The 23,618-nt window shown below is 68.0% G+C and carries 22 protein-coding genes; 16 read left to right on the top strand and 6 right to left on the bottom strand.

Going from position 1 to position 23,618, the window contains the following annotated elements:
- Positions 1-59 precede the first annotated feature (59 nt).
- The 11 genes from urtB (at position 60) to ureG (ending at position 10,006) form a co-directional block, all read left to right on the top strand.
- On the top strand, positions 60-1,679 hold the full coding sequence (gene urtB, locus DTA15_RS20425; protein WP_006488541.1) for an urea ABC transporter permease subunit UrtB: 1,620 nt from the start codon (positions 60-62) through the stop codon (positions 1,677-1,679).
- A 1-nt stretch (position 1,680) separates the two neighbouring features.
- The gene (urtC, locus tag DTA15_RS20420) at positions 1,681-2,868 is read left to right on the top strand and encodes an urea ABC transporter permease subunit UrtC (RefSeq protein WP_006488547.1); all 1,188 of its coding nucleotides are present in this window, start codon (positions 1,681-1,683) and stop codon (positions 2,866-2,868) included.
- Positions 2,865-3,719 carry an urea ABC transporter ATP-binding protein UrtD gene (urtD, locus tag DTA15_RS20415; RefSeq protein WP_006488543.1) on the top strand — a complete coding sequence of 285 codons (855 nt, stop codon included), beginning with the start codon at positions 2,865-2,867 and terminating at the stop codon, positions 3,717-3,719. The genes urtC and urtD overlap by 4 nt, the downstream gene beginning before the upstream one ends.
- 4 nt (positions 3,720-3,723) lie before the next feature.
- Positions 3,724-4,416, top strand: a complete 693-nt coding sequence (gene urtE / locus DTA15_RS20410; RefSeq protein ID WP_006488540.1) for an urea ABC transporter ATP-binding subunit UrtE — start codon at positions 3,724-3,726, stop codon at positions 4,414-4,416.
- Between the two features lie 165 nt (positions 4,417-4,581).
- A complete protein-coding gene (locus DTA15_RS20405) occupies positions 4,582-5,457 on the top strand; it encodes an urease accessory protein UreD (RefSeq protein ID WP_006493966.1) in 876 nt (291 codons plus the stop codon).
- Between the two features lie 232 nt (positions 5,458-5,689).
- Entirely contained in the window at positions 5,690-5,992 is a 303-nt protein-coding gene (locus tag DTA15_RS20400) for an urease subunit gamma (RefSeq protein WP_006491064.1), read from the top strand.
- 8 nt (positions 5,993-6,000) lie between these two features.
- A complete protein-coding gene (locus DTA15_RS20395) occupies positions 6,001-6,306 on the top strand; it encodes an urease subunit beta (RefSeq protein ID WP_006491066.1) in 306 nt (101 codons plus the stop codon).
- 29 nt (positions 6,307-6,335) lie between these two features.
- Positions 6,336-8,042, top strand: coding sequence for an urease subunit alpha (ureC, locus tag DTA15_RS20390; RefSeq protein WP_006491061.1), 1,707 nt, complete (start codon positions 6,336-6,338; stop codon positions 8,040-8,042).
- Between the two features lie 18 nt (positions 8,043-8,060).
- The gene (ureE, locus tag DTA15_RS20385; RefSeq protein WP_006491067.1) at positions 8,061-8,675 is read left to right on the top strand and encodes an urease accessory protein UreE; all 615 of its coding nucleotides are present in this window, start codon (positions 8,061-8,063) and stop codon (positions 8,673-8,675) included.
- Positions 8,662-9,342 carry an urease accessory protein UreF gene (locus DTA15_RS20380; RefSeq protein ID WP_012492899.1) on the top strand — a complete coding sequence of 227 codons (681 nt, stop codon included), beginning with the start codon at positions 8,662-8,664 and terminating at the stop codon, positions 9,340-9,342. Before ureE ends, DTA15_RS20380 begins: the two co-directional genes overlap by 14 nt.
- A 16-nt stretch (positions 9,343-9,358) precedes the next feature.
- Positions 9,359-10,006 carry an urease accessory protein UreG gene (gene ureG, locus DTA15_RS20375; RefSeq protein ID WP_006476704.1) on the top strand — a complete coding sequence of 216 codons (648 nt, stop codon included), beginning with the start codon at positions 9,359-9,361 and terminating at the stop codon, positions 10,004-10,006.
- 65 nt (positions 10,007-10,071) lie between these two features.
- Here the strand turns inward: ureG and waaA are convergent, their stop codons facing one another.
- The 4 genes from waaA to DTA15_RS20355 form a co-directional block, all read right to left on the bottom strand.
- The gene (gene waaA, locus DTA15_RS20370) at positions 10,072-11,433 is read right to left on the bottom strand and encodes a lipid IV(A) 3-deoxy-D-manno-octulosonic acid transferase (RefSeq protein WP_012492900.1); all 1,362 of its coding nucleotides are present in this window, start codon (positions 11,431-11,433) and stop codon (positions 10,072-10,074) included.
- 37 nt (positions 11,434-11,470) lie between these two features.
- A complete protein-coding gene (gene kdoO / locus DTA15_RS20365) occupies positions 11,471-12,355 on the bottom strand; it encodes a Kdo hydroxylase KdoO (RefSeq protein ID WP_006485119.1) in 885 nt (294 codons plus the stop codon).
- A gap of 23 nt (positions 12,356-12,378) precedes the next feature.
- Positions 12,379-13,374 (bottom strand): lipopolysaccharide heptosyltransferase I, encoded by a 996-nt coding sequence (waaC, locus tag DTA15_RS20360; RefSeq protein ID WP_006485129.1) that lies wholly within the window; start codon positions 13,372-13,374, stop codon positions 12,379-12,381.
- 172 nt (positions 13,375-13,546) lie between these two features.
- Complete coding sequence (locus DTA15_RS20355; RefSeq protein WP_006485103.1) at positions 13,547-14,941, bottom strand: phosphomannomutase/phosphoglucomutase; 1,395 nt, start codon at positions 14,939-14,941, stop codon at positions 13,547-13,549.
- Positions 14,942-15,185: 244 nt separating this feature from the next.
- Here DTA15_RS20355 and DTA15_RS20350 point away from each other — a divergent pair, with 244 nt between their 5' ends.
- From DTA15_RS20350 to DTA15_RS20330, 5 genes are read left to right on the top strand one after another with little or no spacing between them, the layout of a single operon-like run.
- Positions 15,186-16,442, top strand: coding sequence for a lipopolysaccharide biosynthesis protein (locus DTA15_RS20350; protein WP_006485120.1), 1,257 nt, complete (start codon positions 15,186-15,188; stop codon positions 16,440-16,442).
- Positions 16,439-17,263, top strand: a complete 825-nt coding sequence (locus DTA15_RS20345) for a glycosyltransferase (protein ID WP_006485112.1) — start codon at positions 16,439-16,441, stop codon at positions 17,261-17,263. Before DTA15_RS20350 ends, DTA15_RS20345 begins: the two co-directional genes overlap by 4 nt.
- Positions 17,264-17,314: 51 nt before the next feature.
- Positions 17,315-18,451, top strand: a complete 1,137-nt coding sequence (locus DTA15_RS20340; RefSeq protein ID WP_006485113.1) for a glycosyltransferase family 4 protein — start codon at positions 17,315-17,317, stop codon at positions 18,449-18,451.
- 15 nt (positions 18,452-18,466) lie between these two features.
- On the top strand, positions 18,467-19,489 hold the full coding sequence (galE, locus tag DTA15_RS20335; RefSeq protein WP_006485111.1) for a UDP-glucose 4-epimerase GalE: 1,023 nt from the start codon (positions 18,467-18,469) through the stop codon (positions 19,487-19,489).
- A 27-nt stretch (positions 19,490-19,516) separates the two neighbouring features.
- The gene (locus tag DTA15_RS20330; protein ID WP_006485106.1) at positions 19,517-20,623 is read left to right on the top strand and encodes an MraY family glycosyltransferase; all 1,107 of its coding nucleotides are present in this window, start codon (positions 19,517-19,519) and stop codon (positions 20,621-20,623) included.
- 78 nt (positions 20,624-20,701) lie between these two features.
- Here DTA15_RS20330 and DTA15_RS20325 read toward each other — a convergent pair whose 3' ends face one another.
- Both DTA15_RS20325 and DTA15_RS20320 read right to left on the bottom strand, forming a co-directional pair.
- Positions 20,702-22,585: a polysaccharide biosynthesis protein gene (locus DTA15_RS20325; protein WP_006485114.1), complete on the bottom strand. Its 1,884-nt coding sequence runs from the start codon at positions 22,583-22,585 to the stop codon at positions 20,702-20,704.
- 12 nt (positions 22,586-22,597) lie between these two features.
- Positions 22,598-23,614 (bottom strand): MraY family glycosyltransferase, encoded by a 1,017-nt coding sequence (locus tag DTA15_RS20320; protein WP_012492902.1) that lies wholly within the window; start codon positions 23,612-23,614, stop codon positions 22,598-22,600.
- Positions 23,615-23,618: the final 4 nt, after the last annotated feature.

The raw sequence follows: 23,618 nt of genomic DNA, 5'->3' as shown, positions 1-23,618 counted from the left end.
CCGTCGGCAACGGCGCAGCGCCGCCCCACTCCGCTTCCCACGCCCGACAGGATTTCCCGATGCCAACACGCTTTCGCCGAGCCGCCCGCGCGATCGCGGCATGCGCCGCCCTCGCGGGCCTGCTGCCGCACGCCGCGTTCGCGCTGACGGCGGCCGATACCGCCGCGCTCGCCGGCGACGACTTCGACGCGAAGACGGCCGCGATCGAACGGCTCGCCGCCGACACCGATCCGCGCGCCGTTGCGGTGCTCAATGCGCTGTCGAGCGGCGATGCGCTCGCGACCGGCGACGGCCGCCTGCTGATCCAGTCCGGCGACACCGCGCACGACGCGCTCACGCAAGCCGCGACGCCGGCCGGCGACGCGCAGCCGGTGATGCTGAACAACCTGCTGCGCACGAAGATCGCCGGTGCGCTGTCGGGCCTCGCGCTCGCGTCGCCGGACGTGGCCGCGCGCCGCGACGCGATCGACGCGCTGCTGAAGTCGCCCGACCCGGCGCTCAAGCCGATGATCGACCGCGCCCGCGCGAAGGAAACCGATCCGGCGCTGAAACGCCGCCTCGATGCGCTGTGGGCGATCGCCGCGCTGCACGATCCCGATCCGGCGAAGCGCCTCGAAGCCGTGCAGGTGGTGGCCGCGCGCAGCGACCTCGACATGATCGAACAACTGCGCCCGCTCGTCGCAAAAAACGCGGACGGTAGCTACGCGGAGCCCGACGCGCGCGTGCGCGAAGCCGCGCAACACGGGCTCGATACGTTGCACGCGCTGCAGCGCCGCGGCGAAATCGTCGGCACGGTGTTCGCCGGCCTGTCGCTCGGCAGCGTGCTGCTGCTCGCCGCGCTCGGCCTCGCGATCACGTACGGGCTGATCGGCGTGATCAACATGGCGCACGGCGAATTCCTGATGATCGGTGCGTACGCAACCTATGTCGTGCAGACGCTGATCCAGCGCTACGCGCCCGGCGCATTCGACTGGTATCCGCTCGTCGCCGTGCCGGTGTCGTTCGCGGTGGCCGCGCTCGTCGGCATCGTGCTCGAACGGCTCGTGCTGCGGCACCTGTACGGCCGCCCGCTCGAAACGCTGCTCGCGACCTTCGGCGTGAGCCTGATCCTGATCCAGGCGACGCGCATGCTGTTCGGCGCGCAGAACGTGCAGGTCGTGAACCCGTCGTGGATGAGTGGCGGCGTGACGGTGATGCAGAACCTGATCCTGCCGTACAACCGGCTCGCGATCCTCGCGTTCGCGCTCGCGGTGGTGGTCGTCGCGTGGGCCGTGCTGACGAAGACGCGGCTCGGCCTGTTCGTGCGCGCGGTCACGCAGAACCGCCGGATGGCCGCCTGCGTCGGCGTGAAGACCGCGCGGGTCGACGCGTATGCGTTCGCGTTCGGGGCGGGCATCGCCGGCCTCGGCGGCTGCGCGCTGTCGCAGATCGGCAACGTGGGCCCCGATCTCGGCCAGAACTACATCATCGACTCGTTCATGGCCGTCGTGCTCGGCGGTGTCGGGCAGATCGCCGGCACCGTGCTCGGCGGCTTCGGGCTCGGCCTCGCGAGCAAGGCGATCGAACCGTTCTGGGGTGCCGTGCTCGCGAAGATCGCGGTGCTCGTGATGATCGTGCTGTTCATCCAGAAACGCCCGCAGGGCATGTTTGCCCCGAAGGGCCGCAGCGCGGAGGCTTGACGTGACTTCATTCACCGATTCGATATCGAACCCGGTCGCCGACACGTCGAAGCCCGCTGCCGCCGGACGCGCGGTGGACGGCTTCGCGCTCGGCCTGCCGCCCCGCCCCGCGCTGCTGTCGCGCCGCGCATGGCTCGCGCTCGTCGCGCTGTGCGTGGCGATCGGCATCGGCGTGCCGCTCGCCGCACTCGTCGCGCCCGAAGCCAGCGCGTTCCACCTGTCCGCGTACGCGATGACGCTCGCGGGCAAGCTGATGTGCTACGCGATCGCCGCGCTCGCGCTCGACCTCGTGTGGGGCTACTGCGGCATCCTGAGCCTCGGCCACGGCCTGTTCTTCGCGCTCGGCGGCTATGCGATCGGCATGTACCTGATGCGCGAGATCGGCCGCGACGGCAAGTACGGCAGCGACCTGCCCGACTTCATGGTGTTCCTCGACTGGCACCAGTTGCCGTGGTACTGGAGCGGCACGCAGCATCTCGCGTGGGCGCTCGCGCTGGTCGTGCTCGTGCCGGCCGTGCTCGCGTGGGTGTTCGGCTTCTTCACGTTCCGCTCGCGCGTGAAGGGCGTGTACCTGTCGATCATCACGCAGGCGCTGACGTTCGCCGCGATGCTGCTGTTCTATCGCAACGAGACGGGCTTCGGCGGCAACAACGGCTTCACCGACTTCAAGCGCATCGCCGGCTTCGCGATCACGTCGCCGGGCACGCGCACGGTGCTGTTGCTGCTGACGTTCGCGACCCTCGTGCTCGCGTTCATCGCCGCGCGCGCGATCGTCACGAGCAAGCTCGGGCGCGTGGTGACCGCAGTACGCGACGGCGAGACGCGGCTGATGTTCCTCGGCTACAGCCCGCTCGCGTACAAGCTGTTCGTGTGGACCGTGTCGGCCGTGCTGTGCGGCATCGCCGGCGCGCTGTACGTGCCGCAGGTCGGCATCATCAATCCCGGCGAGATGTCGCCCGGCAACTCGATCGAAATGGCGATCTGGGTCGCGGTGGGCGGACGCGGCACGCTGATCGGGCCGATCGTCGGCGCGTTCGCGGTAAACGGCGCGAAGAGCGTCTTCACCGCGTACTTCGCCGAATACTGGCTGTTCTTCCTCGGTCTGATCTTCGTGCTCGTGCCGCTCTTGCTGCCGCGCGGGATCATGGGCCTCGTCGAAACCGTGCTCGCGAAGGGGAAACGCGCATGAATGGAACGGCGCTCTACCAGTTCACGCCGCCCCCCGAGGACGAGCTGACCGTCAGCGGCAGCGCGTCGATGGGGCGCGTCGTGCCGCCCGGCATCGATACGTCGCACGGCACGATTCTCTATCTCGAGGACATCGAGGTGAGCTTCGACGGGTTTCGCGCGCTGAAGAAGCTGTCGCTCTCGATCGACGCGGGCGAGCTGCGCTGCGTGATCGGCCCGAACGGCGCGGGCAAGACGACGATGATGGACGTCATCACCGGCAAGACGCGGCCCGATGCGGGCAAGGTGTTTCTGGGCCAGACGATCGACCTCGCGCGGATGAACGAACCCGAGATCGCGCGGGCGGGCATCGGCCGCAAGTTCCAGAAGCCGACCGTGTTCGAACAGCATCCGGTATGGGAAAACCTCGAACTCGCGATGCAGACCGACAAGGGCTGGCTCGCGTCGCTGCGCGCGCGGCTCGACCGCACCGCGCAGGCGAAGATCGAGGAGACGCTCGCACTGATCGGCCTCGAAAGCCATGCGTATCGCGCGGCCGGCGAACTGTCGCACGGCCAGAAGCAGCGGCTCGAAATCGGCATGCTGCTGATGCAGCGCCCCGCGCTGCTGCTGCTCGACGAGCCGGCGGCCGGGATGACCGACCACGAGACGATGGAACTCGCCGAGCTGCTGAACACGCTGCGCGGCACCTGCTCGATGATGGTCGTCGAGCACGACATGGAATTCGTCGCGGCGCTCGCGGGCGACACGGGACGCGTGACGGTGATGGCCGAAGGCGCGGTGCTCGCGCACGGCACGCTCGACCAGGTCAAGCGCGACGACGCGGTGATCGAGTCTTACCTCGGACGATGATGCGATGCTGAAAATCGAAGCGCTGAACCAGTACTACGGCGGCAGCCATATCCTGCGCAACGTGAACCTCGTCGCCGACGACGGCAAGCTCACCGTGCTGCTCGGCCGCAACGGCGTCGGCAAGAGCACGCTGCTGCGCTGCCTGATGGGCGTCGTCGCCGCGAAAAGCGGCAGCGTGTCGTGGCGCGGCACCGCGCTCGGCGCACTGCCGCCGTATGCGCGCGTCGCGGCGGGGCTCGCGTACGTGCCGCAGGGCCGCGACATCTTTCCGCGGCTCACCGTCGAGGAAAACCTGCTCGTCGGCGCGGCGAGCCGCAAGGCGCCGTCGAAAGTGCCCGATCGCATCTACGACCTGTTCCCGGTGCTCAAGGACATGCGCGCGCGGCGCGGCGGCGACCTGTCGGGCGGCCAGCAGCAGCAGCTCGCGATCGGCCGCGCGCTGATGAGCGAGCCGCAGTTGCTGATCCTCGACGAGCCGACCGAAGGCATCCAGCCGTCGATCATCCAGGACATCGGCCGCACGCTGCGCCAGCTCGTCGACGAATCGCGGATGACCGTGCTGCTCGTCGAACAGTATTACGATTTCGCTCAATCGATCGCCGACCGGTACTGGGTGATGAGTCGTGGCGAGATCGTCGCGGGCGGGGAAGCACAGGACATGGAGACGAACGGGGTGCGGGAGCTGATCGCGGTGTGATGGGCGGCACCGCGGTAGGCACGGCGGTAGGCACGGCGAGGGACACGTACGGTCGGCTCGCGGGACGCGCACACGCGGCGCTTCCTACGAACGCGGCATCTGCATTATTGTTCCGGTAGCATCCACGTTCTTCGCACCCGCTTCCTCGTTTCCCGTTCGCCGCCGATGTCCGCCCCCGATTCGCACGCCTCGCTGTCCCGCCCCGCCGTCGCCAAGTCGTGGCGCGGCCGCCTCGAACTCGGCTTCGAGCGGCATGGTGCGCGCACGACGCTCGCGCACCGGCTGCACGACGGCCCGCTGCGCGTGCAGCGGCCGCTGTACCCGGAAGGCGACGCGATCTGCCACGCGGTGATCGTGCATCCGCCGGGCGGCGTCGCGGGCGGCGACCGGCTCGACATCGACATCGCGCTCGGCGACGGCACGCACGCGGTGCTGACGACGCCCGGCGCGACCAAGTGGTACAAGTCGAACGGCCTCGACGCGACACAGCGTATCGGCATCGCGGTCGGCGCGCATGCGAAGCTCGACTGGCTACCGCAGAACAACCTGTTCTTCGACGCGGCGCACGCGGCGCTCGACTTCACGGTGACGCTCGGCGCAGGCGCGAGCGCGATCGGCTGGGACGCGACGCAGCTCGGCCGGCAGGCGGCCGGCGAAACCTGGTCGGCAGGACGCATCGCGTCGACCTCGGCGCTCGTCGATGCCGACGGCCGGCCGCTGTGGACCGAGCGCGCGCTGCTCGACGCGCGCGACCCGCTGCGCGGCGCGCTGCAGGGCCTCGCCGGTTTTCCCGTCTACGGCACGCTGTGGGCCGCCGGCGCCGCGTGCGACGCCACGCTCGCCGAAGCGCTCGCCGCGCGCATGCCGTTCGACGACACGCTGCGCGCGGGCGCCACCTGCGTGACGCCCGGCATCGTGCTCGTGCGTGCGCTCGCGACGTCGATGGAAGCGCTGCAGCGCCACTTCACCGACTGCTGGCTGCAGTTGCGGCCGATCGTGCACGGCGTCGACGCGCGGCCGCTGCGTCTCTGGCAAACCTGAACGCGCGCATCACGCACCGTTTCGGCGCAGCGCGCGACACGCGCCGCACCCTCTCCATGCATCGCGCACCACGAACGCGCATCGCACCGCGTGCGATGCACATGGCACGCACCTTGCTCCTTACATAAGCGATACACGACGCACGCAAAACAGCGCGGTGCTACGATGAACCGCGCGCCCGCCCGTTGCGTGCGCACCGATAAAAATTACGTTTTCCTGAACGTCTGCCTTCATGAAACTGACTCCCCGCGAAAAGGACAAGCTGCTGATCTTCACGGCGGCGCTGCTCGCCGAACGCCGCCGTGCGCGCGGCCTGAAGCTCAACTATCCGGAGGCGGTCGCCTTCATCACCGCGGCGCTGATGGAAGCCGCGCGCGACGGCAGGACGGTGGCCGAGGTGATGCACTACGGCACGACGCTGCTCACGCGCGACGACGTGATGGACGGCGTGCCGGAAATGATTCCCGACATCCAGGTCGAAGCGACCTTCCCCGACGGCACGAAGCTCGTGACCGTCCACCACCCGATTCCGTGAGGCCCCGCATGATCCCCGGCGAAATCCTCACCGACGACGGCGAACACGAACTGAATGCGGGCCGCGCGACGCGCTCGCTCGTCGTCGCGAACACCGGCGATCGCCCGGTGCAGGTCGGCTCGCACTATCACTTCTTCGAAGTCAACGACGCGCTGTCGTTCGACCGCGCGGCCGCGCGCGGCTTCCGGCTCAACATCGCGGCCGGCACGGCCGTGCGCTTCGAGCCCGGCCAGACGCGCACCGTCGAGCTCGTCGCGCTCGCGGGCGAGCGCGCCGTCTACGGTTTTCAGGGCAAGGTGATGGGGCCGCTGTAAGCCGCGCCCCGCTCTTCAGGAACAGCAACATGACACTACGCTTGAGCCGCCGCGCGTACGCGGAAATGTTCGGGCCGACGACGGGCGACCGCGTCCGGCTCGCCGATACCGAACTGCTGATCGAGATCGAACGCGACTTCACCACGTACGGCGAGGAAGTGAAATTCGGCGGCGGAAAAGTGATCCGCGACGGGATGGGCCAGTCGCAGCGCGTGGCCGCCGACGTGCCCGACACCGTCATCACGAACGCGGTGATCCTCGATCACTGGGGCATCGTGAAGGCCGACATCGCGATCAAGCACGGCCGCATCGCCGCGATCGGCAAGGCCGGCAACCCCGACATCCAGCCGGGCGTGACGATCGCGATCGGCGCCGCGACCGAAGTCATCGCCGGCGAAGGGCTGATCGTGACCGCGGGCGGCATCGACACGCACATTCACTTCATCAGCCCGCAGCAGATCGACGAGGCGCTCGCGTCGGGCGTCACGACGATGCTCGGCGGCGGCACGGGGCCGGCCACCGGCACCAACGCGACGACCTGCACGCCGGGCCCGTGGCACATGGAGCGGATGCTGCAGGCCGCCGACGGCTGGCCGATCAATCTCGGCTTTCTCGGCAAGGGCAACGCGAGCCTGCCGCAGCCGCTCGTCGAGCAGATCGCGGCCGGCGCGATCGGTTTGAAACTGCACGAGGACTGGGGCACGACGCCCGCCGCGATCGACAACTGCCTGTCGGTGGCCGACGACACCGACACGCAGGTCGCGATCCACACCGACACGCTGAACGAGGCCGGGTTCGTCGAATCGACGGTCGCCGCGTTCAAGGGCCGCACGATCCACACGTACCACACCGAAGGTGCGGGCGGCGGCCATGCGCCCGACATCCTGAAGGTGTGCGGCGAGATGAACGTGCTGCCGTCGTCGACCAATCCGACGCGCCCGTACACGATCAACACGCTCGACGAGCATCTCGACATGCTGATGGTGTGCCATCACCTCGATCCGTCGATCGCCGAGGATCTCGCATTCGCCGAATCGCGCATTCGTCGCGAGACGATCGCGGCCGAGGACATCCTGCACGATCTCGGCGCGCTGTCGATGCTGTCGTCCGATTCGCAGGCGATGGGCCGCGTCGGCGAAGTGATCATCCGCACCTGGCAGACCGCGCACAAGATGAAGGTGCAGCGCGGTGCGCTGCCGGAGGACACCGCGCGCAACGACAACTTCCGCGCGAAGCGCTACGTCGCGAAGTACACGATCAACCCGGCGCTCACGCACGGCATCGCGCACGAAGTCGGTTCGATCGAACCGGGCAAATGGGCAGACCTCGTGCTGTGGGAACCCGCGTTCTTCGGGATCAAGCCGTCGATGATCCTCAAGGGCGGCATGATCGCGCTCGCGCAGATGGGCGACCCGAACGCGTCGATCCCGACGCCGCAGCCGGTTCACTATCGCGAGATGTTCGCGACGCGCGGCGGGGCGCTCGCGCGCACGTCGCTGACCTTCGTGTCGCAGATGGCGGCCGATGCGGGCATCGCGGAGCGCTATGGCCTCGCGAAGCGGATCGTGCCGGTGCGCAACTGCCGCAACGTGACGAAGGCCGACATGATTCACAACGCCTGGCGTCCGTCGATCAGCGTCGACCCGGAAACCTACGACGTGATCGCCGACGGCCAGTTGCTCACCTGCGAGCCGGCGACTGTGCTGCCGATGGCGCAGCGCTATTTCCTGTTCTGATTCGAGATCCTCGGTTTCATGCGCACCCTCGACAAACGTATTGCCCCGAACGTGAAACTCGCCGCGTCGCTCGTCGCGCGCGCGCCGACGCTCACGCTCGCCTATGACGCCCGCTGCAAGAGCCGCCTCGCGGCGACGCTCGATACCGGCGAGGACGTCGCGGTCCTGCTGCCGCGCGGCACCGTGCTGCGCGACGGCGACGTGCTCGTCGCCGACGACGGCGCGCTCGTGCGCGTCGCCGCGGCGCCCGAAACCGTGCTGCTCGTGTGCGCGGCCGACCCGCTCACGCTGATGCGCGCCGCGTACCATCTCGGCAACCGTCACACGCCGGTCGAGATCGGCGACGGCTACCTGAAGCTCGAAGCCGATCCGGTGCTCGCGGACATGCTGCGCCGGCTCGGCACGCGGGTCGAAGACGCACGCGCGCCGTTCCAGCCGGAAGCCGGTGCGTACGGCGGCGGCCACAAGCACGGGCACGACGCGACGTTCGCCGAGGATTATGCGCTCGCGCAGCAGGTGTTCGGCGAACATCACGGGCATGCGCATTCGCACGATCACGATCACGATCACGATCACGATCATCAGCATGGTCCCGGCTGCACGCACGGCCACCACGGTCATGACCACCACTGAACTCGTCGCGCTGCTGCACCTCGCGTCGCCGGCGCTGCCGATCGGCGCATACAGCTATTCGCAGGGCCTCGAAGCCGCGCTCGACGCGAACCTGATCCGCGATGCCGATTCCGCGCGCGACTGGATTGCCAGCGGCCTGACCGACGTGCTCGCGCACGGCGAACTGCCGTTCCTCGCACACCAGCTCGCGCGCTGGCAGACCGACGACACGCACGCGCTCGCCGCCGAGAATGCGTGGTTCGTCGCGAGCCGGGAATCGGCCGAACTGCGCCGCGAAACCGAACAGATGGGCTGGTCGCTCGCGCAGCTGTGCGCGTCGCTCGAATGGGGCGACGCCGCACGCCGCGCGACGCTCGCGTCGCTGTCGCCGATCGCGCTGCCGACCGCATTCGCGTACGCGGCCGCCGCACACGATGCCAGCGCCGACGCGACGCTCGCCGCGTATGCGTTCGGCTGGGTCGAGAACCAGACGTCCGCCGCGCTGAAGGCCGTACCGCTCGGCCAGCTCGCCGGGCAACGCATCATCGTCGCGCTGCGCGGCGCGATCGACGCGGCCGTGCGCCGCGCGCTCGCGACACCGCCCGACGCCGTCAACACGTTCGCGCCGCAGCTCGGCATCCTGTCCGCGCGGCACGAAACCCAGTACTCGCGGTTGTTCCGCTCCTGAACCTCTTTGCCCGACCATGAACGCACCTGCCCCCTCCTCCGTCCGCCGCACGAAGAAACTGCCGCCGCTGCGCGTCGGCATCGGCGGCCCCGTCGGCTCCGGCAAGACCACGCTGCTCGAAATGCTGTGCAAGGCGATGCGCGACCGCTACGACCTCGTCGCGATCACCAACGACATCTATACGAAGGAAGACCAGCGACTGCTGACGGTCGCGGGCGCACTGCCCGAGGAACGCATCATGGGCGTCGAGACGGGCGGCTGCCCGCACACGGCGATCCGGGAAGATGCATCGATCAACCTCGAAGCCGTCGACCGGATGCTCGCGCGCTTTCCCGATGCCGACATCGTGTTCATCGAGTCCGGCGGCGACAATCTCGCGGCGACCTTCAGCCCCGAGCTGTCGGACCTGACGATCTACGTGATCGACGTCGCCGGCGGCGAGAAGATTCCACGCAAGGGCGGCCCCGGCATCACGAAGTCCGACCTGCTCGTGATCAACAAGACCGACCTCGCGCCGCTGGTCGGCGCGAACCTCGACGTGATGGCGTCCGACACGCGGAAGATGCGCGGCGAGCGGCCTTACGTGATGACGAACCTGAAGGCGCTCGACGGCGTCGCGGACGTGATCGCATTCATCGAGAAGAAGGGTTTGCTGACGGTGTGAGCGGCGCGGCGGCGCCCTGCGACGCCGCCACGCGAGTCCGGGCGGCATCGCGCCGCCCGCGCCGTCTATGCGTCGTCGTCCGGAGCGTCCTGCACGTCCGGCAGCGCACGCGCGCCGGTTGCGGCAGGCGGCAACAGCGCGGCGAGCACGTCGACCGTGCGCGCGGTCGCGCCGCGGTGACGCGATGCGAAGGCCGCGCCGGCCGCGCCCATCGCGATGCGCCGCGCGTTGTCGGCGAACAGCGCGTCGAGCACGTGTGCGAGATCGAGCGGATCCTCGACCTGCATCGCCGCACCGGCCGCGACCGCATCGGCGGTCGCCTGCGTGAAGTTGAACACGTGCGGCCCGATCAGCACCGGCACGCCGACCGCGCACGCTTCGATCAGGTTCTGCCCGCCGAGCGGCAGCAGGCTGCCGCCGATGAACGCGATGTCGGCCGCCGCGTAGTACGCACCGAGCTCGCCCATCGAATCGCCGAGCAACACCGTGACGTCGTCCGGCAGCGGGTCGGCCGCCGGCCGGCCCGCTGCGAGCGCGGCCGCATCGGCCGCCCACACCGAGCGCCGCACGCACTTAAGCCCGCCGCGCGCGACGAGCGCCTCGACCTCGGCGAAGCGCTGCGGATGACGCGGCACGAGCACCAGCAGCGCGCCGGGCGTACGCATTTCCGCGAACGCCTGCAACACCAGCGCCTCTTCGTTCTCGCGCGTGCTGGCGGCGACCCACACCGGCCGCGCGCCGATCGCGTCGCGCCACGCATGGCCGCGTGCCGCGAGTTCCGGCGGCGTCGTCATGTCGAACTTCAGGTTGCCGAGCACGGTCACGTTGCGGGCGCCGAGCGACGTCAGCCGCTCCGCATCGGCCGGGCTCTGCGCGAGCACGCGCGAGAAGCCGCCGAACACGTCGCGCGTCGCCGCGCCGAATTTTGCCGCGCGCCGGAACGAACGCGCGGACATCCGCGCATTGGTCAACACCAGCGGCACGTCCGCGCGGCGACACTCGTCGATCAGCGTCGGCCACACCTCGGTTTCCATCACGAGGCCGAGCGTCGGCCGCCATGCACGCAGGAAGCGCCGCACCGCGCCCGGCATGTCGTACGGCAGGTAGCAGCGCAGCACGCGATCGCCGAAGATCTGTTCGCCCGTCGCGCGGCCGCTCGGCGTCATGTGCGTGAGCAGGATGTGCGCATCGGGGCGTGCGCGCATCAGCGCATCGATCAGCGGCTGCGCGGCGCGCGTCTCGCCGACCGACACCGCATGCACCCAGATCAGCGGTGCGCGGTCGTCGCGCGAGCGGCCCGCGACGTGACCGAAGCGCTCGGCGATATGCTCGCGATAACCGCGCTCCTTGCGCGAGCGCACGTAGAGCCGGATGACTGCGGCCGGCGCGACGAGCCACCACAGCGCGCGATAGATCGCCCTCAGCATGCGGCCGCCCGGGTATTGCGTCGAAGCAGGCGCGCGCTCAAACCAGCGCCCTGCCCGTCAGGCGTTCGAGAATGCCGAGCGGCGCGCATTCGCGGCGAACCATCGCGTCGACCGGCAGGAAGAAGGTCTGCTCGAGCATGAACTGGCCCGACATCACAGCGTGCGAAGTCTGATCGGAGAAACATATCCACACGCTGCCCGGCGGAAACGGCATCGTTTGCTGCGGACACGTCTTCTGGTAGTCGAGATCGGCCTTCATCCCGTCGTGCAGGTTCAGCATCAGGTGGTCGTATGCGCTGCGCGGCGATTTCGTCACGTGCAGCAGGTTCAGCAGCCACGCCGAGCCCGGGAACTGCGGCCGGATCTTGGGCAGGAAGCGCTTCGCGACGTCCTCGAACGGCTCGCCGACACGCCACACGCGCGGCGCGCCGGCCGGGTTCACGTTCGTGAACACGCGCAGGATGCGCTCGCCGTAGTTCGGCCGCGACGGGAACGCGTCGACGTGCAGCCGGCTGTCGTCCTTGCGCCACGACGTCTGGCGCGTTTCGACCTGCATCAGCCGCAGGCTCGTCGGCGCGACGCGCAGCTTGCCGCGGTATTCGGGAAAGAGGCCGTCGACGAGCGTGCCGGCCTGCTGCTGGAAGCGCGCGACGAGCGCGCGCACGGCCGACTGCGTGACGCTGTCGCCGAGCACGCCGGCGAGCGCGCCGCCGTTCGGCGCGAGGCTGATGTTCTTGCGTTTCGGATCGGCGAGCGCCGGATCGAGCAGCGCTTCCTCGCCGCCTTCGATCGCGAAGCGCAGGTGCGGGAAATACAGCACCTTGCCTTCCTCGACCGCGGCCAGCAACTGCTCGCGCGGCGCCGACAGGTTGTGTCCGCTCCAGTCGGCGGACGGGACTTCGATGATCTGGGATTCGCTCATGATCGGTTCGCGTGTGGACAGCGTTACAGGAGGCCGAAGCCCGCGAGCGCCGACTTCACCTGCGCGATCGACGGGGGCTGCCCCGCCGTGCCGAGATTGACGACGTTCGGCGACCAGTAGCCGCCGGTCCGCCAGGCCGTCGCGAAATTGTACAGTTCGACCGTCGGGCGCTTCAGCGCGGCCGCGATGTGAACCAGACCTGTATCAACCCCGACCGTCGCGGCCGCGCCGTCGATCAGCCCGACCACGGCCGGCAGCGACAGCTTCGGCGGCACGATCGCCGCCGCGCCGAATTCCTTCGCGAGCCGCTCGCTGGTCGCGCGTTCCGCGTCGTTGCCCCACGGCAGCACGAGCGACGCGCCGCGCCGCACCAGCGCCTGGCCGAGCTCGATCCACGCGGCGTCCGGCCACTGCTTGTCGGCGCGCGACGTCGCGTGGACGAACACGACGTACGGCACCGGCAAGTTCAGGCCGAGCGCGGCCACCGCGAGCGCTGCCGCCCGCGTGTCGAGGCCGAACTCGACGGGGTCGGCCGGGGTCGGCGCCGGGTCGTCCAGCGCGGCCGCGACCAACTGGCGCGAGCGCTCGACGACGTGCGTGCGCGGCGCGATCGGCACGCGCTTGCGGTAGAAGAAGCGCACCGGCCATTCGTAGCCGGCGCCGTCGGTGCGGTTGCCGAGCCCGACGAGCGGGCCGCGGGCCCAGCTCGCGACCCACGCGGTCTTGATGAGGCCCTGGCAGTCGATCACGAGGTCGTACTGCTCGGCCGCGAGGCGCCGGCGGAACGCGCGGATCTCGCGCCACGTGGCCCCCGAGAACGGCTTCTTGCGCCAGCGGCGCAGCGAGAACGGCAGCACGTTGCGCACGCCGTCGACGAGCCGTACGAGGTCGACGAAGCTTTCCTCGACGAGCCAGTCGATCTGCGCATCGGGGTGGCGGCGCCGGATATCGGCGATCACCGGCATGTTGTGCACGACGTCGCCCAGCGACGACACACGCACGATCAGGATCTTTTGCACGCTGAAAAAACGCCGGCTGGCAGCCGGCGACAGACATAAAGGGGGGATTTTATCCCGCCCGGAGGGCCGGACAGACAAAAAGCGGCCACGCGCCCGGGGCGCGCGCCGCTTTTCAAGATAAACCCGGCCGATGAGCCGGCCGTCGTACGGGCGGCCCGCCGGCCGCCGGTGCTCAGAACGGCAGCTTGACGTCCGGCTTCGCGGCCGTCAGCACGCGGCGGAAGTCCTCCTGGATGCGCTTGAGCCCTTCCTGCGTCTCGGCTTCGAAGCGCATCACGACGACCGGCGTCGTGTTCGACGAACGCGCGAGGCCGAAACCGTCCGGGTACTCGACACGCAGGCCGTCGATCGTCACGACTTCGTCGGCGCCGTCGAACTTCGCTTCCTTCTGCAACTGCTCGATCAGGCGGAAATTCTCGCCTTCGTCGAGCCAGAGCTGCAGTTCCGGCGTGCTCATCGCGTCCGGCAGGCTGTTGAGCAGCGCGCTCGGATCGGCCGTCTTCGCGAGAATTTCCTGCAGGCGCGCGCCCGTGTACAGGCCGTCGTCGAAGCCGTACCAGCGATCCTTGAAGAACACGTGGCCGCTCATTTCGCCGGCGAGCGGTGCACCCGTCTCGCGCAGCTTCGCCTTCACGAGCGAATGGCCCGTCTTCCACATCAGCGGCTCGCCGCCCTTCGACTTCACCCACTGCGCGAGGTGGCGCGTGCACTTCACGTCGTAGATGATCTGGGCGCCCGGATTGCGCGACAGCACTTCTTCCGCGAACAGCATCAGCTGGCGGTCCGGATAGATGATCTGGCCGTCCTTCGTGACGACGCCGAGACGGTCGCCGTCGCCGTCGAACGCGAAGCCGAGCTCCGCATCGGTGTCCTTCAGCGCCTGGATCACGTCCTGCAGGTTTTCCGGGTGGGCAGGATCGGGGTGGTGGTTCGGGAATGTGCCGTCGATGTCGGTGAAGCGCTCGACGAGTTCGCAGCCGAGCGCCTTGAACAGGCGCGTCGCGAGCGGGCCCGCGACGCCGTTGCCGGCGTCGACGACGAGCTTCAGCGGCCGCGCGAGCTTCACGTCGCCGACGATGCGCGCGATGTACTGATCCGCGACGTCGATTGCTTCATACGTGCCGCTGCCCGTCTCGAACCGCTCGTCGACGATGCGGCGGTACAGCGCCTGGATCTGCTCGCCGTAGATTGCGGCGCCGCGCAGCACCATCTTGAAGCCGTTGTAGTCGGGCGGGTTGTGGCTGCCCGTGACGACGATGCACGAATCGACGCGGCGCTCGCCGCCCTTCAGCGCGAGCGGCACGTTCGCCGCGAAATAACCGACCGGCGTCGGCACCATGCCGACGTCGACGACGTCGACCCCGGCCGCACGCAGGCCGTCGGCCAGCGCGCCGACCAGCTCCGGTCCGGACAGGCGGCCGTCGCGCGCGACGACGACCGCATCGCCGCCCTGCGCACGCACTTCGCTGCCGAATGCCCGGCCGATCCCGCGCGCCGTGTCGACGTCGAGGGTCTTGCCGACCACGCCACGAATGTCATATGCCTTGAAGATGGATTGGGAGATCATCGATTCTCTTCTCTCGGTTGCGTGCATGAAAAATTGTCTGGCTTGCGCGGCCGCCGCTCGCGGGTGCCGCGCATGATACATGCCTGCCGGCGGAACACGGGGCGCAACGGCTGGAGCGGCCGCGATCCCACTTATAATCGCGGGTTTCGATGACGCGCATGTCGCCCATTTTAATGCCTAGCCGCCCCGCCGCCGCCCACCTGCCGCCTCCGGCCGCCCCTCGCGCGCGCCGCCGCTGCCGCGCATGCTGAAGCGCTTCGGCAACCCGGACGTCGCGAAGGCCGTCGCGAACCTCGTCTGGCTGGGGCTCGAACGGCTCACCCAGATCGGCGTCGCGATCGCGATCAGCGGCCTGCTGGCCCGTTATTTCGGGCCAGATCTGTTCGGCAAATGGCAGTATGCGAATACGCTTCTCCTGGTACTGGCGCCGCTCACCTGGGTGTGCGGCGCGGAAATCCTCGTCCCGACCATCGTCCAGCGCCCGCCCGCGCAGCTCGGCGCGGTGCTCGGCAGCGCGTTCGTGCTGCGCATCGCCGTGTCGGCCGCCGCGCTCGCCGCGACCTGGATCGCGATCGCCGCGGGCGCCTTCGACCCGCTGGTCGGCGCGATGCTCGCGGGCCTCGCGGTCACGATGGTGTTCCGCGAGCCGTTCGTCGGCGTGATCAACGCGTGGCTGCAGAGCATGACCTACAGCAAGCCGCAGCTCGTCACCAGCATGGTCACCGCGCTCGCCAAGGCGCTGCTCGTCTGGCTGCTGGTCCGCGCGGCCGCCGGCCCCGCCCGCTTCGCGTGGCTGTGGGCGCTGGAAGCCGCCGCGATCGGCTTCGCGCTGCTGCTGTACTACCGCCATCGTAACGGCGGTGCGCTCGGCTGGACGTTCGACAAGCCGCTGTTCCGGCACTTTGCAACGGCCGGCACCGTGTTCTGGCTCGGCCTCATCTGCATGTACCTGTTCCTGAAGCTCGACCGCCTGATGCTCGAGCGCCACGTGTCGTTCGCCGATCTCGGCCGCTATTCGGCCGCGCAGCAGCTCAACGAAAACTGGATCACGCTCGCGCTGATGCTCGCGCAGACGATCGCGCCCGCCTTCGTCTACCGCGTGCAGGACGTCGCGCGGCTGCGCCGCAACATCGTCCGGCTGATCGCGATGACGGCCGGCCTGATGACGGCCGGCGCGCTCGTGCTCGACGCCGCCGCCCCGCTGATCGTCGGCAAGGTGTTCGGCCGCGGCTACGAGGCGTCGGTCGACATCTTCCGCTGGGCCGTCTGGCTGTCCGTGCCGGCCGGCATCGAGGCGATAGGCAATCTTATCGTTCTCAAATATCAAGCAAAATTCGTGTTGCTGTCGAAATGGCTGCTCGCGCTGGCCATCGCCGCGCTCGTCAACCTGTTCGCGATCCCGCGGCTCGGCCTGTACGGCGCGCTCGTCGGGCTGGCGGCCGGCTACCTGGCCGCGGCCGCCGTCAACTTTTATTACATCCGTTTCAAGCTGCGAACATGACGTCCCCTGCTTGCCCGACCCCGCTCGACGACGTGGCCGTGCTGATGCCGGCCTACAACGGGCACGACGACGTCGTCCGGACCCTCGCGTCGTTTCGCGAGGACGCGCCCGTGCACGTGCTGATCGTCGACGACGGCAGCACGCCGCCGATCGTCGCGCCCGATCTGCCGGGCCTGTCGATCGACGTGCTGCGCATGCCCCGGAACGGCGGCATCGAACGCGCGCTGGCGGCCGGCATCGACGCGCTCGCGGCACGCGGCTTCCGCTACGCGGCCCGTATCGACGCCGGCGATCTCGCCGCGCCGCAGCGCCTCGCGAAGGAGCGCGCCTATCTCGGCGCCCACCCGCGCGTAGCCTGCGTCGGCATGTGGACGCAGGTCGTGTCGCGCGCCGGCGAGCCGCGCTTCATGCTCACGCCGGCCGCCGATCCGCGCACGCTGCGCCGCACGCGCTTCCTGCGCTCGCCGCTCGTGCATCCGTCTGTGATGTTGCGCATCGACGCCGTGCGCGAAGTGGGCAACTATCGGGCAAAGTACCGCGCGGCCGAGGATCTCGATCTTTTTTTACGGTTAATGCAACGCTACGATTGCGCGAACCTGCCGGAACTCGGCCTGTATTACGAGCTTAACGAGGGCGGGATCAGCGCGACCAAACGCCGGCGCCAGCTGGTGTCGACGCTCACGCTGCTGCTGCGCCACTTCAACGTGCTGAACCCGTACGACTGGGCCGGCCTCGCCAAGAACCTGCTGCATTTCGTGACGCCGTACCGTACGCTGCAGCGCATCAAGCAGACGCTGTTCGCCGCGCGGCCGTCCGCCTGACGTGCATCCGGCCCGTTCGGCAATTTCGACGCTTTATTTTTTCTTTTTTTCATGTCCGCCACCTCCCCGCTGCGCATCGCGCTCGTCTGCAACACGGCCTGGGCGATCCATACGTATCGCCACGGGCTGATCCGTGCGCTCGTCGCGCGCGGCGCCGAGGTCGTCGTGATCGCGCCGCACGATCGCACCGTGCCGTTGCTCGAGCAGATGGGCTGCCGCTACGTGGCGCTCGCGGTCGCGTCGAAAGGCACGAGCCCGCGCGAGGATCTCGGCACGCTCGCCGCGCTGGTGCGCCACTATCGCGCGCTGCGGCCCGACCTCGTGTTCCATTACACGATCAAGCCGAACATCTACGGCTCGGTGGCCGCGTGGCTCGCGCGCGTGCCGTCGATCGCGGTGACGACGGGCCTCGGCTACGTGTTCATCCAGAAGAGCCGCGCGGCGAGCGTCGCCAAGCGCCTGTACCGGTTCGCATTCCGCTTCCCGCGTGAAGTGTGGTTCCTGAACCGCGACGATCTCGCGACCTTCACCGACGAGCGCTTGCTCGCGCACCCCGATCGCGCACGGCTGCTGCACGGCGAAGGCGTCGATCTCGAACAGTTCGCGCCCGTGCCGCTGCCCGCCGGCGACGCGCCCGTGTTCATCCTGATCGGCCGGCTGCTGTGGGACAAGGGCGTGCGCGAATACGTGGAGGCCGCGCGTCTCGTGCGCGAGCGCTTCCCGAACGCGCGCTTCCAGTTGCTCGGGCCGCTCGGCGTCGACAATCCGAGCGCGATCGGCCGCGCGGATGTCGACGCGTGGGTCGACGAAGGCATCGTCGAATATCTCGGCGAAGCGCACGACGTGCGACCGCACATCGCGGCGGCCGACTGCGTCGTGCTGCCGTCGTACCGCGAAGGCGTGCCGCGCACGCTGATGGAAGCATCGGCGATGGGCCGCCCGATCGTCGCGACCGACGTGCCGGGCTGCCGCGACGTCGTCGCCGACGGCGAAACAGGTTACCTGTGCCGTGTGCGCGACAGCGCGAGCCTCGCGGAGCAATTGACTCGCATGATCGAACTCGGAACGGCCGGACGCGAAGCGATGGGCGCGCGCGGCCGGCAGAAGGTCACGGCGGAATTCGACGAACAGCAGGTCGTCGAACGCTACCGGCGTACCATCCACTCGTTAACCGGTATCACCCTCTGAAGGAGCGCATCAGCAATGACCGCTAAAGGCACCATCCTCGTCACCGGCGGAGCCGGCTATATCGGCTCGCACACGACCGTCGAGCTGCTCGACAACGGCTACGACGTCGTGATCGTCGACAACCTCGTCAACAGCAAGGCCGAATCGGTGCGCCGGATCGAGCGGATCACGGGCAAGACGCCCGCGTTCCACCAGGTCGACGTGTGCGACGAAGCCGCGCTCGCGAAAGTGTTCGACGCGCATCCGATCACCGGCACGATTCATTTCGCGGCGCTCAAGGCTGTCGGCGAATCGGTCGAGAAGCCGCTCGAGTACTACCAGAACAACATCGGCGGGCTGCTCGCCGTGCTCAAGGTCATGCGCGAGCGCAACGTCAGGCAGTTCGTGTTCAGCTCGTCCGCGACCGTGTACGGCGTGCCCGAGCGCTCGCCGATCGACGAATCGTTCCCGCTGTCCGCGACGAACCCGTACGGCCAGTCGAAGCTGATCGCCGAGCAGATCCTGCGCGATCTCGAAGTCTCGGACCCGTCGTGGCGAATCGCGACGCTGCGCTACTTCAACCCGGTTGGCGCGCACGCAAGCGGGCTGATCGGCGAGGATCCGGCCGGCATCCCGAACAACCTGATGCCGTATGTCGCGCAAGTCGCGGTCGGCAAGCTGGAAAAGCTGCGCGTGTTCGGCTCGGACTACCCGACGCCGGACGGCACCGGCGTGCGCGACTACATCCACGTCGTCGATCTCGCGAAGGGGCACATCGCCGCGCTCGACGCGCTCGCGAAGCGCGACGCGAGCTTCGTCGTGAATCTCGGCACCGGGCAAGGCTACAGCGTGCTCGAAGTGGTGCGCGCGTTCGAGAAGGCGTCGGGTCGTCCGGTGCCGTACGAACTCGTCGCGCGCCGCCCGGGCGACATCGCCGAGTGCTATGCGAACCCGCAGGCCGCGGCCGACATCATCGGCTGGCGCGCGACGCTCGGCATCGAGGAAATGTGTGCCGACCACTGGCGATGGCAGGAGGGGAACCCGCGCGGTTTTGTATAATCCGCTGTCCATTTTCCGAGCGGTCCCATGCTCAGCTTCGCGTCCGGCTTCATCGTCTCCCTGCTCGTCACGCTGTTCATCGTGCGCTACGCGCACCTTCACGAGAAATTCTCGATCGACAGCGACCTGGCCGGCGTGCAGAAATTCCATGTGCGGCCGGTGCCGCGGGTGGGCGGCATCGGGATCCTCGCCGGGGTCGTCGTTGCCGCGCTGGTGCTGTTCCGGCGCTATCCGACGATCTCCGGCAGCATTCTCGGGATCGTTGCGTGCGGGATGCCGGCTTTCCTGTCCGGTCTCGTCGAGGATCTGACCAAGCGCGTGTCGCCGCGCGCGCGGCTGCTCTGCACGATGGGCGCGGCCGCGCTCGCATTCTGGCTGATGCACATCGCGGTCACGCGCATCAGCGTGCCGCCGCTCGACTTCCTGCTCGGCTACGTCGCCATTTCGGCGTTCGTCACCGTGCTCGCGGTCGCCGCGCTCGCGAATGCGATCAACATCATCGACGGCTTCAACGGGCTCGCGTCGATGGTCAGCTTCATGATGTTCGCGTCACTCGCGTATGTCGCGTTCCACGTCAACGACCCGGTCGTGATGTCCGCGTCGATCATCATGATGGGCGCGGTGCTCGGCTTCTTCCTGTGGAATTTCCCGGCCGGGCTGATCTTCCTCGGCGACGGCGGCGCGTATTTCATCGGCTTCATGCTCGCGGAACTCGCGATCATGCTCGTGATGCGCAACCGCGAAGTGTCCGCGTGGTACCCGGTGCTGCTGTTCATGTATCCGATCTTCGAGACCTGCTTCTCGATCTACCGGAAGAAGTTCATTCGCGGGATGTCGCCAGGGATTCCGGACGGCGTGCACCTGCACATGCTCGTGTACAAGCGGCTGATGCGCTGGGCCGTCGGTACGAAGCATGCGCACGACCTGACGCGGCGGAATTCGCTGACTTCACCTTATCTGTGGTTGCTGTGCCTCGTCGCGGTGATACCGGCGACGCTGTTCTGGCGGCATACGGTGCACCTGTTCGCGTTCGTCGTGCTGTTCGCGGTGACTTATGTGTGGCTTTATCTCAGCATCGTGCGGTTCAAGGCGCCGAGGTGGATGGTGGTGAGGAAGCATCGACAGAGCCGTTGAGCGATACGCTCGCTTCCGAACAAAAAAGCGCCCAGCCGGGCGCTTTTTTTACCACTCGGGTTCCGGCCTGGAGCCACGTCACCCGTTCGATGCGACGCGCACCGACGGCACACTCTGCAACACGGGAGCAACCGCCGTCTGGTATTCCGGCACCCAGCGCCGCAGGTCGCGCCGCACTTCGTCATCCGACAGCACACGATGCTGCATCAGCCACGGCAGCAGTTCGTCGAGGAAATTGTCCGGCACTTCGCGCGCCCGCGCGATCCGCAGTTTCGGGTGCGGCGTGCGCGTCGTCGCCTCGTCGTCCGCGAGCAGTTCCTCGTAAAGCTTCTCGCCCGGCCGCAGCCCGGTGAATTCGATCCGGATCTGTTCTTCCGAGAAACCGTACAGGCGGATCAGGTCGCATGCGAGATCGACGATCTTCACCGGTTCGCCCATGTCGAGAATGAAGATCTCGCCGCCGTGCCCCATGCTCGACGCCTGCAGCACGAGCTGCGACGCTTCCGGGATCGTCATGAAGAAACGCGTGATCTCCGGATGCGTGACCGTGACCGGGCCGCCCTTCGCGATCTGCTGCTGAAACTTCGGAATCACGCTGCCCGCGCTGCCGAGCACGTTGCCGAAGCGCACCGTCTCGAACTGCGTGCGCCCGCTCGTCTGCTGCAACGCCTGGCAGGCCATTTCGGCGAGACGCTTGCTCGCGCCCATCACGTTGGTCGGATTGACCGCCTTGTCGGTCGAGATCAGCACGAAGTGACGCACGTCGTGGCGGATCGCCGCCCGCGCCACGCGATAGGTGCCGAGCACATTGTTGCGCAGCGCCTGCCATGCGTTGTGCTCTTCCATCAGCGGCACGTGCTTGTAGGCGGCCGCATGGAACACGATGTGCGGCGCATGGCGCGACATCACCTGATCGAGCAGCAGCGAATCTTTCGCGTCGCCGATGATCGGCAGCACGGGCAAATCCGGAAACCGCTCGCGCAATTCCTCGGTAAGCCGGTACATCGCGTATTCCGAGAGGTCGAACGCAACGAGCTGTGCAGGCGCGAAGCGCAAGATCTGCCGGCACAGCTCGGAGCCGATCGAGCCACCCGCGCCCGTCACCATCACGACGCGGCCACGCAGCAGCGCCTCGACGTGCGGCGTATCGATCGTCACGGCCTCGCGGCCGAGCAAATCCTCGAGATCGATGTTCCGTACCTGCGACAGGAAGCCCTGCCCCGGCATCAGCGCGGTCAGCGACGGCAGCACCATCGCCTTCACGCCGGCCCGCACGCACAGGGTCGCGACGCGGCGCTGGGTTTCGACCGACGCCGACGGAATCGCGATGATCGCGTATTCGACCTTCATCGCATCGGTCCAGTGTTTGAGGTCGTTGAACGAGCCGAGCACCTTGTAGCCGTAGATTTCGCGGCCCTGCTTCGTGACGTCGTCGTCGAGCAGGCCGACGAGGCGCCACTCGCCGGAGCGCGACAGTTCGCGCGCCAGGCTCGCACCTGCCGTGCCGGCGCCGAGCACCAGCACCGGCTTGCCCTTGCCGACGAGTCCGCCGTACAGGTAGTACTCCTTCGTCGCGCGATACAGTGCGCGCGCGCCGCCCATCGCCAGGAACAGCATCAGCGGCGACACGAGCAGCACTGAGCGGGGGATGATCGGTGCCGGCTGGAACATCACGGCGCCGATCATCACGATCATGCCGCCGCCGGTCACCGCTTTCGCGATACGCATCAGGTCGGGCAGGCTCGCGAATACCCAAAGCCCGCGATACAGGCCGAACCCGTGGAACATCAGTGCGTAGACGGGTAGCACCCAAGTCAGCGCCATCAACGCACCGCTCAAGAAGTCATGCGGAACGCTGCCGTTGAAACGGACGAGATAGGCGAATAACCATGCGGCGACAACCGCCGTCAGGTCGAACAGGAAAGCACTCAGGGACAGCCAAGATGCTCTGGATTGCAACATCGGCGGGAAACCTCAAGAATTGTTTTCGGCAGCCACTTGAACCCGGCGCCAACGCATGTCGATCAACCATCCGAACCATGCCAGGACGCCATACCACGCGAGGAACGACAGCCATTGCTGCAGTTCAGGGCGGCCCTTTGCCCACACGGCGACAATTATGCCGGCGAGCATGATGAGGTACCAATAAAGAGCGGTCCGACCGTGGCTGACGCCCGATCGAACCATCCTTTGATAATAATGCTCGCGATGCGCCTGCCAGAACTTTTCTCCGCGTAACAAGCGTCTCAGAAGTGTTACAGATGCATCGAGAATAAAGGGCGAGAACACCATGGCCGGAAACCAGATCGGCCAGACATTGGTACGCCAGCCCCAGTAGCCCAGCGCACCGGCCAGGAAGCCGAGCGGAATCGAGCCGGCGTCGCCAAGGAATAGTCTCGCCGGGTGGAAATTGAGCAGAAGAAAGCCCAGCGCCGCGCCGGCGACCGCCGCTCCGGAAACGACGAGATCGGGCGACTCTTGTGCGCCGCCCAGCGCCGCGACCGCATACCCGCTGAAGCCGAACAACGCCATGCCTCCGGCAAGCCCATCCGCACCGTCCATGAAGTTGTACAGGTTCGTCAGCCAGACCATCGCGAAACCCACGCCAGCGAGCAGCCACCAGGGCGCGTCGACGGGAAAGACGACGATCAGTGCGACGACCGCCACCAAGTGTGCAGAAAAACGCACACGGGCTGGCAGTCCGCGCCGGTCGTCGATCTGCGACATCGCAGCCAGTCCCGCGGCGGCAATCGCGATCAGCCACAGTCGCGGCGCCAGCGTGAGCACTGCAACGACACAGACCGGCACGATACCCCATCCGCCAACGCGGGGTGTAGGCAGCGTATGCAGCGAACGATCGTTCGGAATATCGGTCGCGAGTCGCCAGGCCAGCCCCGTGATGAGTAGCGTCCGCAGGATGAGTGTCGAGGCGACGGCGGCGGCCAGAGCCACTCCCGTCGGCGTAAGCCACGTAGTAATCACGGAATGCATATTG

The sequence above is a fragment of the Burkholderia cenocepacia genome, from assembly GCF_900446215.1.
Taxonomy (GTDB): domain Bacteria; phylum Pseudomonadota; class Gammaproteobacteria; order Burkholderiales; family Burkholderiaceae; genus Burkholderia; species Burkholderia cenocepacia.
The sequence above is the reverse complement of the archived record's forward strand: the minus strand, read 5'-3'. Positions and strand labels throughout refer to the sequence as shown.